The sequence below is a fragment of the Microvirga splendida genome (genome assembly GCF_016427565.1).
GTDB classification, from domain to species: Bacteria; Pseudomonadota; Alphaproteobacteria; order Rhizobiales; family Beijerinckiaceae; genus Microvirga; species Microvirga splendida.
In genome coordinates this window covers 212,247-226,668 of sequence record NZ_JAELXT010000001.1, presented here as the reverse complement: position 1 = coordinate 226,668, position 14,422 = coordinate 212,247, and the positions used below count along the sequence as shown (strand labels likewise).

Annotated in this window: 13 protein-coding genes; 7 read left to right on the top strand and 6 right to left on the bottom strand. The window is 63.2% G+C overall.

The annotated features are described in order from the left end of the window. Positions 1-26 precede the first annotated feature (26 nt). The 3 genes from JAO75_RS01110 to JAO75_RS01100 are packed head-to-tail and all read right to left on the bottom strand — an operon-like array spanning position 27 to position 1,745. The gene (locus JAO75_RS01110; protein WP_199045926.1) at positions 27-875 is read right to left on the bottom strand and encodes a lytic transglycosylase domain-containing protein; all 849 of its coding nucleotides are present in this window, start codon (positions 873-875) and stop codon (positions 27-29) included. Between the two features lie 42 nt (positions 876-917). Next, positions 918-1,385, bottom strand: a complete 468-nt coding sequence (locus JAO75_RS01105; RefSeq protein WP_199045924.1) for a hypothetical protein — start codon at positions 1,383-1,385, stop codon at positions 918-920. A 6-nt stretch (positions 1,386-1,391) separates the two neighbouring features. Beyond that, positions 1,392-1,745 carry a DUF6152 family protein gene (locus JAO75_RS01100; protein WP_199045922.1) on the bottom strand — a complete coding sequence of 118 codons (354 nt, stop codon included), beginning with the start codon at positions 1,743-1,745 and terminating at the stop codon, positions 1,392-1,394. Between the two features lie 192 nt (positions 1,746-1,937). On the opposite strand from JAO75_RS01100, the gene JAO75_RS01095 reads away from it, so the two are divergent. Together JAO75_RS01095 and JAO75_RS01090 are read left to right on the top strand one after the other, a co-directional pair. After that, positions 1,938-2,237: an HlyU family transcriptional regulator gene (locus JAO75_RS01095; RefSeq protein ID WP_199045920.1), complete on the top strand. Its 300-nt coding sequence runs from the start codon at positions 1,938-1,940 to the stop codon at positions 2,235-2,237. A 181-nt stretch (positions 2,238-2,418) separates the two neighbouring features. Then, a complete protein-coding gene (locus tag JAO75_RS01090) occupies positions 2,419-4,134 on the top strand; it encodes a catalase (RefSeq protein WP_199045918.1) in 1,716 nt (571 codons plus the stop codon). A gap of 55 nt (positions 4,135-4,189) precedes the next feature. Here the strand turns inward: JAO75_RS01090 and JAO75_RS01085 are convergent, their stop codons facing one another. Genes JAO75_RS01085 through JAO75_RS01075 form a run of 3 tightly spaced genes read right to left on the bottom strand, consistent with a single transcriptional unit; the run spans position 4,190 to position 7,996 of the window. Continuing rightward, complete coding sequence (locus JAO75_RS01085) at positions 4,190-5,053, bottom strand: YihY/virulence factor BrkB family protein (RefSeq protein WP_199045916.1); 864 nt, start codon at positions 5,051-5,053, stop codon at positions 4,190-4,192. Between the two features lie 58 nt (positions 5,054-5,111). Next, on the bottom strand, positions 5,112-6,911 hold the full coding sequence (locus JAO75_RS01080; RefSeq protein WP_199045914.1) for a hypothetical protein: 1,800 nt from the start codon (positions 6,909-6,911) through the stop codon (positions 5,112-5,114). Between the two features lie 20 nt (positions 6,912-6,931). Continuing rightward, on the bottom strand, positions 6,932-7,996 hold the full coding sequence (locus tag JAO75_RS01075; protein WP_199045912.1) for a zinc-binding dehydrogenase: 1,065 nt from the start codon (positions 7,994-7,996) through the stop codon (positions 6,932-6,934). A 547-nt stretch (positions 7,997-8,543) separates the two neighbouring features. Here JAO75_RS01075 and JAO75_RS01070 point away from each other — a divergent pair. The 5 genes from JAO75_RS01070 to JAO75_RS01050 all read left to right on the top strand — a co-directional run bounded on the left by JAO75_RS01070 (position 8,544) and on the right by JAO75_RS01050 (position 14,299). Next, positions 8,544-10,490 (top strand): PrkA family serine protein kinase, encoded by a 1,947-nt coding sequence (locus JAO75_RS01070; RefSeq protein ID WP_199045910.1) that lies wholly within the window; start codon positions 8,544-8,546, stop codon positions 10,488-10,490. Between the two features lie 29 nt (positions 10,491-10,519). Next, positions 10,520-11,827: a YeaH/YhbH family protein gene (locus tag JAO75_RS01065; RefSeq protein WP_199045908.1), complete on the top strand. Its 1,308-nt coding sequence runs from the start codon at positions 10,520-10,522 to the stop codon at positions 11,825-11,827. Next, entirely contained in the window at positions 11,824-13,368 is a 1,545-nt protein-coding gene (locus JAO75_RS01060; RefSeq protein WP_199045906.1) for a SpoVR family protein, read from the top strand. The genes JAO75_RS01065 and JAO75_RS01060 overlap by 4 nt, the downstream gene beginning before the upstream one ends. 99 nt (positions 13,369-13,467) lie before the next feature. After that, positions 13,468-13,929, top strand: a complete 462-nt coding sequence (locus JAO75_RS01055) for a hypothetical protein (protein WP_199045904.1) — start codon at positions 13,468-13,470, stop codon at positions 13,927-13,929. Positions 13,930-14,008: 79 nt separating this feature from the next. After that, positions 14,009-14,299, top strand: coding sequence for a hypothetical protein (locus JAO75_RS01050; protein ID WP_199045902.1), 291 nt, complete (start codon positions 14,009-14,011; stop codon positions 14,297-14,299). Positions 14,300-14,422: the final 123 nt, after the last annotated feature.

Genomic DNA, 14,422 nt, shown 5'->3' with positions numbered 1-14,422 from the left:
GGTGGAAACGCCGAGGGGCTTTTTCTTTAGCTCGGCAGGACGATGCAATTGCCTCCGGCCGAGCGGATATCCCGGCAGAGCTGTTCCGCCGCCTGCCGCGTCTCTGCCGGTGCGCGCACACGGTAGAACGTTCTGGTGCCGCGGTACCGCAGGCGCGTGCCGATGATCATCGGCCGTGCATCCTTCAGCAGGGAAGCGTAGGTTCGGCTCGCACGCCTGAAGCTCGCCAGGGCTCTTTCCTTCGAGAAGTTGCCGGCAAGCTGAACTCCCCATGGAGCGAAGGGGGCTTCCAGGGTGTCGCCACGGCCGGGGACCCGCAGAGTGGCCACGATCTGCAGGCACGGCTGCACTTGCGTGCCCGTCGCGTCTCCGTCGACATCATTCTGCTCCTCCCGTGCTGCGGAGGCCCATTCCTCCGCCGAGCGACCGGTGATGGCGAACACGTAGTTCCTGGTTTCCATCGGCAGCCCACCACGACCGGCAAGCCACGAGGCAACCCTGGCCGGGCCACCGTTATAGGCGGCGGCCGCAAGACCGAGATTGCCGAAACGTTCGGCGAGATGAGCCACGAACTCTGCCGCCTTCGGGATCGCCTGCTCGGGATCGAAGGGATCGACCAAGCCCCGCTCCCTGGCCGTGCCGGGCATGAACTGCGCAATGCCCTGCGCTCCGGCGGGGCTGACGACATGCGGCCGGAATGAGCTCTCCTGCCAGATTAGCCGGGTGAGCAGGTCCTGTGGGATCCGCTGCTTGCGCGCAGCTCCCTCGATCAGCCGGCACAGGGCCTGCTCCACGGTCTCACCCGACGGGCTCGGATTGGCGAAGGCTGCGCTGCAGCACAGGATGATTCCGCAAAGCGCCAGCCGCAAGCGCATGAACACCTCACCGGTGAAAGGAGACGCGTGAATCCGGTCACGCTACAGATAGGCGATCATGCGTCCCGCCAAGAGCGTGACGATCCATGCGAGGAGCGACACGAGGGCATAGGCGCGCGCCTCCGGGGGCAGAGCCCCGGCGCGCAGAGCCGCCCCGAAGCGGGTATGGAACAAGGCAACGTTGGCGAGGCCCAGGGCGATGAAGGCAAGCTTGAGATAGAAGGCCGGGTTGACCCCCAGGGCACGGGCCTCCACCGCCAGCAGAAGGACCCCTGTAGGGATCTGCAGGGCGAGGCCGGCGGCGGCGAGCGGTATCGCATAACGCCCGACCTGCCAGGCATGTTTGCCATGCTCTGTCAGGACCTTCAGATCGAAGACGGCAATGCCGCCGACCAAGAAAGCCGCCCCGAGCACATGGAGAAGGTTCGCAACCGTGTAAAGCCATGCGGAATGGCGCCCTGCATGGCCGAGCCACGAACTCTCCAGGGCCGCAAGCAGGTCCAGATACATCGGCGTCTAACGCAGCTCGTACGTCTTGCCGTCCACGACGATGCGCTCTGCCCTCAGCTCGGTATCCGTCCGGGTCGAGGGATAGCCCTCCAGCCGGACCGAGGTTCCGGGCTTGATCATGTCCGGGTTCAGGCCTCTTGCGCTCATTCGGAAGGGCGGGGCCAGCACCGCATCCCAGTTCTTGTCCTGGTGGGTCACGACCACCGTCACATGGGGATTTTGCCAGTTGGCCTCTTGGACATTGCTCGTGATCGACACGAGCCGGCCCGCATCGTAGCTGCCCCAGCCGTGGTGGGCGACGGCGATGCCGCCCGTCAGGAGGGCGCCGGAGAAGAACAGGCCGAACAGAGGATATTTCATGATCGTGGGCTCCTGCATCCCGCAGATGGCATGTCTCCTGCCAGAGTCGGCTGGAGGGTGCCGGCCGTCAAGGCGCAGCGGCGGAAAGGCCAAGCCTGATCGTGAGATCGTGATGGGACAGGCGGGATTCGCTCCTGTGCCGGTGCCCGCGTATGCTTCGGGCTCACGAATCATTGCAGCTTGAGTTCAGCCATGCCCTCGATCCTCAAAGACCTCTGGAACCGTTTTGCAGGCGGAGGCGGCTCGGCAAGCCGTGAGGAGCCTGCCGCCGAGGCCATCGAGTATAAAGGCTTCCGGATCCGCCCCGCGCCCTATTCCTCCAAGGGCGGGTATCAGACGGCCGGAATCATCGAGAAGGATGCCGAGACCGGGCTGAAGGAGCATCGCTTCGTGCGGGCCGAGACGCACCCGAGCAAGGACGACGCCGCCGCCTTCGCGATCACCAAGGGCAAGCAGATCATCGACGAGCAGGGGGACCGCATCTTCGGCTGAAGTCCAGGAGCCGTTGCAAGGCTGCACGGTTGCATCTTTCACGAAGCGTATTCCCTTTCTCTCATCCTGCATCAGGTATCCCCTTTCGCCGCGTCCGCACGAGCATGCGCAACCATTGTCTGCGCGGGATGTTGGGCTTCGAGCAATCGAGCCGTGGCAGGCCATTCAAGGGAGATAGCCTATGGATAAGAACCCCAAAGCACCGTCGGGAACGCCCGATCAGGTCCTGACAAACAGGCAGGGTCATCCCATCACCAACAACCAGTCCCAGCGCACCGTCGGCAGCCGCGGCCCGGCCACGCTGGAGAACTACCAATTCCTCGAGAAGATCACCCACTTCGATCGGGAGCGAATCCCTGAGCGTGTCGTCCATGCCCGCGGCTTCGTGTGCTACGGCGAGTTCGAGGCAACCGGCAAGATCGGCGACGAGCCTGCCTCCAAGTATACCCGCGCCAAGCTGTTTCAGGAGGCCGGCAAGAAGACGCCGCTCGCGATCCGCTTCTCGACCGTGATCGGCGGCCGCGATTCATCCGAGACCGCCCGCGATCCGCGCGGCTTTGCCGTCAAGTTCTACACCGAAGACGGCAACTGGGATCTGGTCGGCAACAACCTTGCCGTTTTCTTCATCCGCGACGCCATCAAGTTCCCGGATGTCATCCACTCCCTGAAGCCCGATCCGGTCACGTTCCGCCAGGAGCCGAACCGCATCTTCGACTTCATGAGCCAGACGCCCGAATCCATGCACATGCTGACCCACCTGTTCAGCCCCCGCGGGATTCCGGCGAGCTACCGGCATATGGAGGGCTTTGGCGTCAACACCTACAAGATGGTCAATGCCCAGGGCGACACCGTGCTGGTCAAGTACCATTTCCACCCGCGCTGCGGGTTGGCCAGCCTGACGGCCGAGGAAGCTGCCAAGGTGCAGGGCCAGGATCTCGGCTCCGCCTCCAAGGATCTGTACGAGGCCATCGAGCGCGGCGAGCATCCGCAATGGGACATGTACGTCCAGATCATGGAGGATCACGACCATCCTGAGCTCGAGTGGGATCCGCTCGACGACACCAAGATCTGGCCGGAGAAGGATTTCCCGCTGCGCCATGCGGGCGTCATGACGCTCAACCGCAATGTCCAGGATCATTTCAACGAGAACGAGCAGATCGCCATGGGCACGGGCGTTCTCGTGGACGGCCTCGATTTCTCCGACGACAAGATGCTAGTGGGGCGCACGTTCTCCTATTCCGACACGCAGCGCTACCGCGTCGGCACGAACTACCTGCAACTGCCGGTAAACCAAGCCAAGAACGCCAAGGTGTCCACCAACCTGAACGGCGGGCAGATGTCCTACCGCCGCGATCTAGCGCCGGGGCAGAACCCGCATGTGAACTACGAGCCGTCGATCCATAACGGCCTGCATGAGGCGCCCCAGGAGGAGCCGAATAACCCGCCCGAGATCCGCGGCCGGCTCACCCGCAGCGTGCTCGAGCGCCGCAACGATTATGTTCAGGCGCGTGGCCGCTACTGCACCATGATGGACTGGGAACGTGACGACCTCGTCCTCAACATGGGTACCCTGCTCGGCCAGTGCGAGCGCGACGTGCAGGAACGAATGGTCTGGCACCTGCTGCTCGTCCATGACGATTACGGCACCCGCGTCGGTCAGATGATCGGGATCACGGCCGACGATGTACGCAATCTTCAGCCTTTGCCGAAGCAGGTGCTGACGGACGAAGACAAGCGCCGTCTTCAGAAGCTCGGCAAGAACGGCGACAAGATCGACCCCGCCGTCTGGGGGCAGTGGACGAGTTCCGTGAAGAACTACAAAGCCTCGGCCGAGGAGGTCTTAGGCGGCATGCGCAATGTTCCGACTGAACCTGCTACCAAGGAGGCTGCCGAGTAGGCAGCACTGCCTGGATCAGAACAGAACGGGTCAGGGTTTCCTGGCCCGTTTTCCGTCATGGTTCCATCGTGGGGCGCCCCTTTCTGCTCCCTCGGCTTTCCGCATAAGCTTTCGTGAACTCCGCGCCGAAGAGCAGGATCAGGGCTGAATAGTAGATCCAGAGCAGGATCGTGATGATGGAGGCGGCGGCTCCGTAGCTCGAAGCGACGTTGCTCTTGCCGAGATAGTAGCCGATCAGGAACTTGCCGAGGGTGAACAGGAGTGCAGTCACGAGGGCTCCGGTCCAGACGTCGCTCCATTGAATCTCGACGGCGGGAAGGAGCTTGAACATCATCGCGAACAGCAGGGTTGCCACGGCAAAGGCCACGAGGCTGTTGAGGAAACGAAGGATGATCGTTGCGCCCGAGAAGTTCGCTTCGAGATAGGATCCTAGCGCCGTCAGTCCGGTGTCGATGACCAGCGAGACGAGCAGCAGAAAGCCGATCCCGAGCACCAGCGCCAGGCTGACGAGCCGGGTTCGGATGAAGCTCATGATTCCGTAGCTCGCGGGCGGCTTCGCCTTCCAGATGATGTTCAGATCGTCCTGGAGCTCGACCACGGCGCCTGTGACCAGCAGCAGAAATGTCACGATCCCCACGGCGGTGCCGATAATGCCGGAGCCCACATTGCCGGCGCTGGCGATCATGCTCTCCAGAAACGAGGCCTCGTTGTTGCCGATCATCCCGCCGAGTTCCGCCACGATGGCGCCTTGGGCCGCCTCCCGGCCGAAGACCAAGCCAGCCACGGCAATGGCCGCCAGCAACATCGGGGCAAGCGAAAAGACCGTAAAAAAGGCAATGGAGGCGCCAAGGCTCATCGCGCGGTCATTCCACCAGCCCGCGAATGCCACCTTCAAAAGCCGCCATGTGTCGGAGAACATGAAATACCGATCCCGCCAGACGGATCGGTCCGGCTTCGCAAGTGTGTTGCCTTGGCCGTTAACTGGCCGGCACTTCCTCTTGTTCCTGCAAAGGTTCGGACCGGCTCAAACGGTTCAGGTGATCCTGGAGGAGATTCCCGTAGCGGCCGGCGGCCCGGCGCAAGCGGTTGGCCTCCGGTCCCTCTCCCAGAGAATCTGCTGCCATGAGGTGGGCGCCCAGCTGGAAAGCGAGGTAGCAGGGCAGCATGAAGGCAAGCAGGTCCTGATCGACCGGGCAGCCGCTCTCCTGCCGGACGGTGCGGCACAACTCCGAGGCTTCCTCGCCGGAGAGGTCCAGTTCAACGATTGCGCCGGCGATGTCCCAGGTCACGTCCTGATGACCGATCAGGTCGTGGGCGGCGCTGTGGTCGAGCGCATCCGCCTTGATCACCTTGTCGCCCGAAACGAGCCACTCCCAGGCCTGCAGGCGGTTGTCGGTGCATATCCGGCGCATCCTGCTCTCAAGGGTGCTCGGATCGGCCAGGGATCGCTCCAGGGCCGCAGCCACCGCATCCCCGAGGGCCTGACCGGCATTGTAGACCGCCATCGGGCGAAGCGCCTCCAGGGAGGCTCCCTGGTGATCGAGTGCCGGGAAATGCCTGCGACGGAAGCCCAGGTAGCGGCCCACCTGATCGACGAGGCTCCTGCGGTCGATACAGGCCCGATCGAGGCCATTCGGCCCTCCGTGCCAACGCTCCACCAGGAAGCCATGGCGGCAGCCGGCCGGCTCCGGGCTGAAACCCGCCTGATGAAGCTGACGAGCCATCCGGAGCTTCCGTTCGCCCGCCTCGCCCAGACCCGCAAACTTGACCAGCCACGTCGCGCCCTCGGCCCTGGCCAGGAACTTGCGCTTCTCCTGCTGGATGTTGGCCGGCGGCCATGAGCTTTCGTCCGAGTAACGCCGGGTCCGCCAGGCTCCGCCCGAGATCTCCTCCAGCGGTCCGTCGAGCGGGCCAAGAAGATCCTCCATCCAGTTTTCAAGCCGGTGAGGGGGCGAGCCGCGCAGCAGGAGGTCGTCCATGGTGACGAGGTGGCGGGGGGCGGAGACCCATCGCGCCCGGTGCCTGGCACTGGCCTGCGGGCCGAGCGCGCCGCTGTGGCTCGGAAAGAAATGGATGCGGTCTCGCGATACCCCGGCCTCCTCCAACCAGTCGGCCACCGCGCCGAACGAGCTGCCGGACAGGCCCGGACCTTCATCGACGATGGCGAAGGCTTTCTCGCGTTGGGCCGTGAGGCTCTTCGTGAGGCTCGGATCAACCTTGACTTCGCGGCCGAAGGGATGCCCGGCCGGGCGCAGGGTGAGGGGAGCAGGAGCGCCGAGAGCTGCCGCTACGAGGGCGCTCAATCCCGTGCCGATGCTGCGGATGCCGATAACCTGGGTATTGGCTCCCAGGCCCGAAGCCCTTGCCGCTTCCAGATAGGTTTCCGGGTAGAGGGCATAGAAGGTGTAGCCTTCAACCTGCTTCGTTCGGATGGATCGGGACAAGGCGAACCCGTTGAGCTTCTCGAAGAAGGCATGGGGCAGCGGTGAAAGCTGCCCGAAGCCGCTGCACCAGGATTTGTCGACGGCGTGGGCGAGGATGGAAAGGCATTCCATGCCCGATGCATGATCCTCGCTGAGGGTGTCGAAGCCGCGCTCCTGAAACTCCAGATCGACAATGCCCTGAACGAGTTCGCTCGTGCCGATGAACGCGGAGACGAGAACCCCATGCCGCTCGATGCCGGGCGGCATGGAAAAGGTCTTCGACAGGAGGCCCGTGACGGCAGCCTGCTTGGCTCCAACCGTCTCGACAGTCTCGATGTCGCCGTAGACCAGCATGGGAAGCGGCTTGCCGAACTCTAGGCCGCAGCCTCCTGCTTCAGCGAAGCCATGTCGATTACGAAGCGGTACTTCACGTCGCTCTTGAGCATCCGCTCATAGGCTTCGTTGATCTTCTGGATCGGGATGATCTCGATCTCGGCTGTGATCCCGTGCTGGGCGCAGAAGTCGAGCATTTCCTGCGTCTCCGCGATGCCGCCGATCAGGGAGCCGGCGAGCTGGCGCCGCTTCATGATCAGATTGAAGACCGTGGTGGCCGGATGCGGTTCGGCGGGCGCTCCTACGAGCACCATGACGCCGTCGCGGGCAAGCAGCACGAGGTAGCTGTCGAGGTCGTGCGGGGCGGCGACCGTGTCGAGGATGAAGTCGAAGCTGTTGCGGTGCGCCTTCATGGCGTCCCGGTCCTTGGAGACGACCACCTCATGGGCGCCCAGCGCCAGGGCATCCTCGCGCTTGTTGGGGGAGGTGGTGAAGAGCACCACGTGCGCCCCCATGGCGCGGGCGAGCTTCACGGCCATGTGACCGAGGCCGCCGAGACCGACGACGCCCACCTTCTGGCCAGGCTGAACGCGCCAGCGGCGTAGGGGCGAGAACGTGGTGATGCCGGCGCACAGCAGAGGCGCCGCAGCGGCCGGATCGAGCCCGTCCGGCACCTTCAGGACGAAGCTCTCATCGACCACGATGGTGTTGGAATAGCCGCCATAGGTGTTGGCACCCGTGCCTTGCTCTGGGCCGTTGTAGGTGCCGGTGAAGCCGACCTCGCAGTACTGCTCCAGTCCTTCTCGGCACGAGCGGCAGGTGCGGCAGGAATCCACGATGCAGCCGACCCCGACGACGTCCTCTGCCTTGAATTTCTGCACCCCGGGGCCGACGCGAGTGACGCGGCCGACGATCTCGTGGCCCGGCAGGCATGGATAGAGCGTCCCGCCCCATTCTGCCCGCACCGTATGCAGGTCGGAGTGGCAGACGCCGCAATAGAGGATCTCGATCTGAACGTCGCGCTCACCCGGCTCCCGGCGTTCGAAGCTGAAGGGGGCAAGCGGTGTGGTCGCATCCTGGGCGGCGTAGCCGAAAGCTTTGATCACAGGAAAGTTCTCCGGATGAAGGCGGCCTGAAGGGGTATGCGCCGCCGGGTCGTCGTGCGCTACAAACGATAGGCTTGGTCTGTCCGCCGTCAACGGCTCCGCACATGCTTTGTTCATCGAGCGGGACCGGCCCGTTGCTGCATTGCAGCGGGTGGCCCTTTTCCACATGGTCACGTTCAATTGAATCACTGGAGGCTGGCCTCTCCGTCCGTGCCGCCCAGATGTTAGGTAAGGGCTTGTCGTAGCTTGAGGAAAGTCGGCCCATGGGCGTACAGGCGGCGATGCGGCACACCGGAAACGCATGCTGGTGACAAACTTTAACTTGCCGTCCAGCCCGCAATCCGCGACGCTGGTTGTCAGGGCGGGCAAGCTTCCAAGTCGCATGGACGGACCCGAGACAAGCCGGGCCAGTCGCGACCTGTTCATCAGCCGCCAGAGCGAAAGGGTTATGCCGCACCATTTGGCCGCATCACAGTATCGCATGGTCTGGGCAACCTTAGCGGTGCACAATCGTTGTCTCTGAGAGGGATCTGATTTCGGTGGCGCCATGCTTCATTCCGACGACCTGTTCTCGAGTTTCCTGAAAGCTTATGAAACCCGCCGCGAGGCGGAGATGTCCCTGGCGGAATACCTGGAAGGGTGCCGCACCGATCCCATGATGTATGCAAGCGCCCCTGAGCGCATCCTGGCGGCGATCGGCGAGCCTCAACTCGTCGACACCTCGAAGGACGCGCGGCTCGGCCGCATCTTCATGAACCGGACGATCAGGGTCTATCCGGCCTTCTCCGAATTCTACGGCATGGAAGAGACGATCGAGATGATCGTGAGCTTCTTTCGTCATGCTGCGCAGGGCCTGGAGGAGCGCAAGCAGATCCTCTACCTCCTGGGACCTGTCGGCGGCGGCAAGTCCTCCCTGGCCGAGCGCCTGAAAGCCCTGATGGAGGTCAATCCCATCTATGTCCTCAAGGCGGGCGACGAGATCAGTCCGGTTTTCGAGAGCCCCCTCGGGCTCTTCGATCCGGAGCAGATGGGCCCCATGCTGGAGGAGCGCTACGGCATCCCCAAGCGGCGCCTGACAAACCTGCTCAGCCCCTGGGCGATCAAGCGCCTCGACGAGTTCAAAGGCGACATCTCCAAGTTCCGGGTGGTCAAGATCAACCCGTCCCGCATGCGTCAGATCGGTGTTGCCAAGACGGAGCCCGGCGACGAGAACAACCAGGACATCTCGTCCCTCGTCGGCAAGGTCGACATCCGCAAGCTCGAGACGCTCTCCCAGAGCGATCCCGACGCCTACAGCTATTCCGGCGGCCTCAACCGGGCGAACCAGGGCATCCTCGAATTCGTCGAGATGTTCAAGGCGCCGATCAAGATGCTGCATCCCCTGCTCACGGCCACGCAGGAGGGCAACTACGTCGGCACCGAGAATATCGGCTCCATTCCGTTCACCGGCATCATCCTGGCCCATTCCAACGAGGCGGAATGGCAGACCTTCCGCACCAACAAGAACAACGAAGCCTTCATCGACCGCATCTACGTGATCAAGGTGCCTTACTGCCTGCGGGTCACGGAAGAGCAGAAGATCTACGAAAAGCTGATCCGCAGCTCGGAGCTCTCTGGCGCCCCCTGCGCGCCGGCCACCTTGGAGATGCTGGCCCGGTTCTCGGTTCTGTCGCGCCTGCGGGCGCACGAGAACTCCAACTTCTACTCGAAGATGCGGGTGTATGACGGCGAGAGCCTGCGCGAGGTCGATCCCCGCGCCCGCAGCCTTCAGGAATACAAGGACTCCGCCGGCGTCGACGAAGGCATGGACGGGATCTCGACCCGTTTCGCCTTCAAGGTTCTCTCCGCCACCTTCAACCACGACACCATCGAGGTGGCGGCGGATCCCGTGCACCTCATGTACGTGCTCGAGCAGTCGCTCCGGCGGGAGCAGCTGCCGCAGGATGTGGAGCGGCGCTACCTGGAGTTCATCAAGGCGGAGCTGGCGCCCCGCTACGCCGACTTCATCGGCCATGAGATCCAGAAGGCTTATCTGGAATCCTACCACGATTACGGTCAGAATCTCTTCGACCGCTACGTGGCCTATGCGGATGCCTGGATCGAAGACCAGGACTTCAAGGATCCCGATACCGGCCAGCTTCTCAACCGGGAACTCCTGAATCAGGAACTCACCAAGATCGAGAAGCCAGCGGGCATCGCCAATCCGAAGGACTTCCGCAACGAGGTCGTGAAGTTCTCCCTGCGGGCACGGGCCGGCAACAACGGACGCAACCCGTCCTGGACGAGCTATGAGAAGATCCGCGACGTGATCGAGCGCCGGATGTTCTCCCAGGTGGAGGAACTCCTGCCTGTGATCAGCTTCGGTTCCAAGAAGGATGGCGAGACCGAGAAAAAGCACGGCGAGTTCGTGCAGCGCATGATGGAGCGTGGCTACACCGAGCGTCAGGTCCGACGGCTTGTGGAGTGGTACATGCGGGTGAAGCAGGCGGGCTGACAGAAGACGGAGGCAGATTAGGCGTTCCTATGTACATCATCGACCGGCGCCTCAACCCAGGAGGCAAGAGTCTGGCGAACCGGCAACGCTTTCTGCGCCGCGCCAAGGCGCAGATCCAGAGGGCGGTGCGCCAGACCGCAGGAGATCGCGACATCACCGATCTCGAACGGGGAGGGGAAGTCACGATCCCAGCCGATGGTGTTCGCGAGCCCAGCTTCCGGCGCTCGGGCGAAGGCGGCGTGCACGACCATGTCCTGCCCGGCAACAAGCGCTTCGTCGAAGGCGACACGGTCGACAGGCCCCCGGGCGGCGGAGGCGGTGGCAGCGCCGGCGGCGACAATGGCGAAGGCGAGGACGATTTTCGCTTCGCCCTGACCCGAGACGAATTCCTCGATCTTTTCCTCGATGACCTCGAACTCCCCGACCTCGCCAAGCGGCGGGTGGCAACGGTCGAGACGCAGGGCATGCGGCGGGCAGGCTACACGGTCACCGGATCGCCAGTGAACCTGGCTCTGCTGCGCTCGATGCGGAATTCCCTCTCCCGCCGCATTGCTATGCGGCGCCCCAAGCCGCAGGAACTGCTGCTCCTCGAGGAGGAGATCGACCGCCTTGAGAAGGCGGAGGGGCCGTCAGAGCGTCTGACGGCCCTGCGGCAGGAGCTTGAGCAGCTGAGGCTGCGCACCAAGCGCTTGCCCTACATCGATCCCATCGACTTGCGCTATCGCCGCTTCGAGCCGGTCTCCCGGCCGGTGGCGCAGGCGGTCATGTTCTGCCTGATGGACGTGTCGGGCTCCATGACGGAGCACATGAAGGATCTCGCCAAGCGGTTCTACATGCTGCTCTACATCTTCCTGACGCGGCGTTACAAGCATGTGGAGATCGTGTTCATCCGCCACACCCACGAGGCCAAGGAGGTGGACGAGGAGACCTTCTTCAACAGCCCCGAGACCGGCGGCACGGTGGTGTCATCGGCCTTGCGCGAGATGCAGCGGATCGTCGAGGAGCGCTACTCCCCCGACAGCTGGAACATCTATGCCGCACAGGCCTCGGACGGCGACAACTCCCCCAACGACGGCAGCACCAGCGCCGCCCTCCTCAGGGATGTGATCCTTCCCGTCTGCCAGTATTACGCTTATCTGGAGGTCGGCAGCGACAGCGACCGGATGCAGACCGGGTTCATCAACCACAAGACCTCCCTGTGGCAGACCTACGAGACGCTGCAGGAACAGGGCGCCAACCTCGCCATGCGCAAGGTCAACCATCGGCGTGAGATCTACCCCGTCTTCCGCGAACTCTTTCGCCGGCGCGATGCGGAGGCAGGAGCAAGGGTGCCATGAGCGTGATGGAGCATGACAATCTTCTGTTCCAGGGCGCCGACTGGGATTTCGGAACCATCCAGCGCATCAACGATGCCGTCGAGAAGATCGGCGTCGGGGAAATGGGGCTCGATGTTTATCCTAACCAGATCGAGGTGATCACGGCCGAGCAGATGCTCGATGCCTATGCCTCAATCGGCATGCCCCTGTTCTACAAGCACTGGTCCTTCGGCAAGCGCTTCGCGCTTCATGAATCGAGCTACCGCCAGGGACTCATGGGACTGGCCTACGAGATCGTCATCAACTCGAACCCATGCATCTCCTACATTATGGAGGAGAACACGGCGACGATGCAGACGCTCGTGATCGCCCACGCGGCCTTCGGGCACAATCACTTCTTCAAGAACAACTATCTCTTCCGGGAATGGACCGACGCCGACGGGATCCTGGACTACCTCGACTTCGCCAAGGACTACATCACGCGTTGCGAGGAGCGTTACGGCCACGCTGCCGTGGAACGGGTGCTCGACGCCGCCCACGCCCTGATGTCCCACGGCGTGCACCGCTATCCGCGCAAGAAGCGTCCCGACCTGCGCTCCGAGGAGCGCCGCGAAAAGGAACGGCATCTCCACCAGGAGCAGACCTTCAACGACCTCTGGCGCACGGTGCCGACCAAGGGCGCTGCCGCAAAGCCGCAACTGAGCGACGAGCGCCGCCGCGCCCTCCTGGAGCTGCCGCAGGAAAACCTTCTCTACTTCCTGGAGAAGTCGGCGCCGCGGCTCCAGCCCTGGCAGCGGGAGATCCTGCGCATCGTTCGGCAGATCGCGCAGTATTTCTACCCGCAGCGCCAGACCAAGGTGATGAACGAGGGCTGCGCCACCTACTGCCACTACCGCATCATGACCCGTCTTCACGAGACCGGCCAGATCAGCGACGGCGCGTTCCTGGAATTCCTTCAGTCGCACACGAACGTGACGCGGCAGCCTGAGTTCGACGACAAGCATTACGGCGGCATCAACCCCTATGCGCTGGGCTTTGGCATGATGCAGGACATCGAGCGCATCTGCACCAAGCCGACCGACGAGGACCGGGAGTGGTTCCCGGACATCGCCGGCCGTGGCGATGCGATGGCGGTCCTGCGCGATGTGTGGGCCAATTACCGGGACGAGAGCTTCATCTCGCAATACTTAAGCCCGCACCTGATCCGGCAGTGGCGCATGTTCCATCTCGTGGACGATCCGGATCGGCCCGACCTCAGGATCGAAGCCATTCACGACGAGCGCGGCTACCGCCGGCTGCGGCGCTCCCTGTCGCGCCATTACGATGTCGGATGGAGCGATCCCGACATCCAGGTCATCGACGTCGACCTCGCCGGCGACCGGCGCCTGATCCTCCACCATCATGTTCTGAACCGGACCCTGCTCCACAAGGACGATGCTCAGCGCGTGCTGCAGATGGTGGCCAATCTCTGGGGCTATGCCGTCGTGCTCAAGGAGGTCGAGCCTGCGACCGGTGCGATCTTCCAGGAGCATGTGGCGCACCCGCACGAAACTCTCTTCTAAAGCCCGCTTTGACGCAAAAAAGCCTGGGACTCACGGGATCATAGGTTTCCCTGGGCTCGGCCCTGGATCGAGGGTCGGCTCCCTTGCAGGAGAATACCTATGGAACACAAGCCTGTAGAGAAGCTGCGTAGCGTCGCTGAGGTGCATGAGTTCAACCAAGGTTTCCTGTCCCGCCACGAGCGCCTCGAGCGTTGGGCGGAAGTGCTGGAGCGCCAGCCGAAGCGGCGCTTGAGGTCTTTGGGAGAGATCGAGTTCGTCCCGAAAGACAAGCGTCCGCAATTGAGGTCGGACGAGTCGCCGATCACGGTCGCCTTCGAAGATCCGGTCCTGCGCGCGGCAGGCCTGAAGGGCGATACGCTCGGAGATGCCATGGAATTCTTCGAACTGTCCGAGGGAGCCTCTCACCGCCTTCTCTGCTCCTGCATGAACGGCTGGAGCATGGAGGCCGGAACGACAGCCCGGAAAATCCATCGCATCGCGAACCCTGATCATCGGCTCACGTTATTGACGGCGGCCGGGTTGCTCACAGCGGCACCGGCAGTATTTTATCTGCTGAGCTGAGGAAGCGCTGCAGCATCGAGCCCTTTCGCCTCGCAAGCAACGGGAGGGCTCGGTGGCTGGTTGATGCAGGGGCAACGGAATGGCGAATGAGCCGACGCGCCAAATCGGGCTGCCGTGGTACAGACGTGAGGATTACCCTCGCATCCGCGAAATGATGGCCGATCGGCATAACCTGGCACCGACCTACGAAAGCTGGCTTGCCGCCGCCGAAAACAACGAGAGCGTCGGGAGGGACGCCGGTCTTCACGTCAATCGAATCTTGATCGAGCCGGAAGCCTTCGCCCGCTGGTGCGCGGCTCAGGGGGTGGAGCCCGACAGCGCCGCGCGCAGGGACTACGTGGCAGAGAAGAATTCCCGGGCCGAACCCTGATTGCCCCACTACAGCCAAGCCTTGAAGTCTCTCCACCCGTTCCTAATTGCTCGGGCATCATGGTGGAGGGCCAAACTTGCTGAACGATAGCGGCACGAGCAGCGATATTTCCACTCTTTCGCA

Coding starts and splice junctions, on each gene's coding strand:
- JAO75_RS01110 (WP_199045926.1), bottom strand. CDS start 875: ATGCGCTTGCGGCTGGCGCTTTGCGGAATCATCCTGTGCTGCAGCGCA.
- JAO75_RS01105 (WP_199045924.1), bottom strand. CDS start 1,385: ATGTATCTGGACCTGCTTGCGGCCCTGGAGAGTTCGTGGCTCGGCCAT.
- JAO75_RS01100 (WP_199045922.1), bottom strand. CDS start 1,745: ATGAAATATCCTCTGTTCGGCCTGTTCTTCTCCGGCGCCCTCCTGACG.
- JAO75_RS01095 (WP_199045920.1), top strand. CDS start 1,938: ATGCCCTCGATCCTCAAAGACCTCTGGAACCGTTTTGCAGGCGGAGGC.
- JAO75_RS01090 (WP_199045918.1), top strand. CDS start 2,419: ATGGATAAGAACCCCAAAGCACCGTCGGGAACGCCCGATCAGGTCCTG.
- JAO75_RS01085 (WP_199045916.1), bottom strand. CDS start 5,053: ATGTTCTCCGACACATGGCGGCTTTTGAAGGTGGCATTCGCGGGCTGG.
- JAO75_RS01080 (WP_199045914.1), bottom strand. CDS start 6,911: ATGCTGGTCTACGGCGACATCGAGACTGTCGAGACGGTTGGAGCCAAG.
- JAO75_RS01070 (WP_199045910.1), top strand. CDS start 8,544: ATGCTTCATTCCGACGACCTGTTCTCGAGTTTCCTGAAAGCTTATGAA.
- JAO75_RS01065 (WP_199045908.1), top strand. CDS start 10,520: ATGTACATCATCGACCGGCGCCTCAACCCAGGAGGCAAGAGTCTGGCG.
- JAO75_RS01060 (WP_199045906.1), top strand. CDS start 11,824: ATGAGCGTGATGGAGCATGACAATCTTCTGTTCCAGGGCGCCGACTGG.
- JAO75_RS01055 (WP_199045904.1), top strand. CDS start 13,468: ATGGAACACAAGCCTGTAGAGAAGCTGCGTAGCGTCGCTGAGGTGCAT.
- JAO75_RS01050 (WP_199045902.1), top strand. CDS start 14,009: ATGGCGAATGAGCCGACGCGCCAAATCGGGCTGCCGTGGTACAGACGT.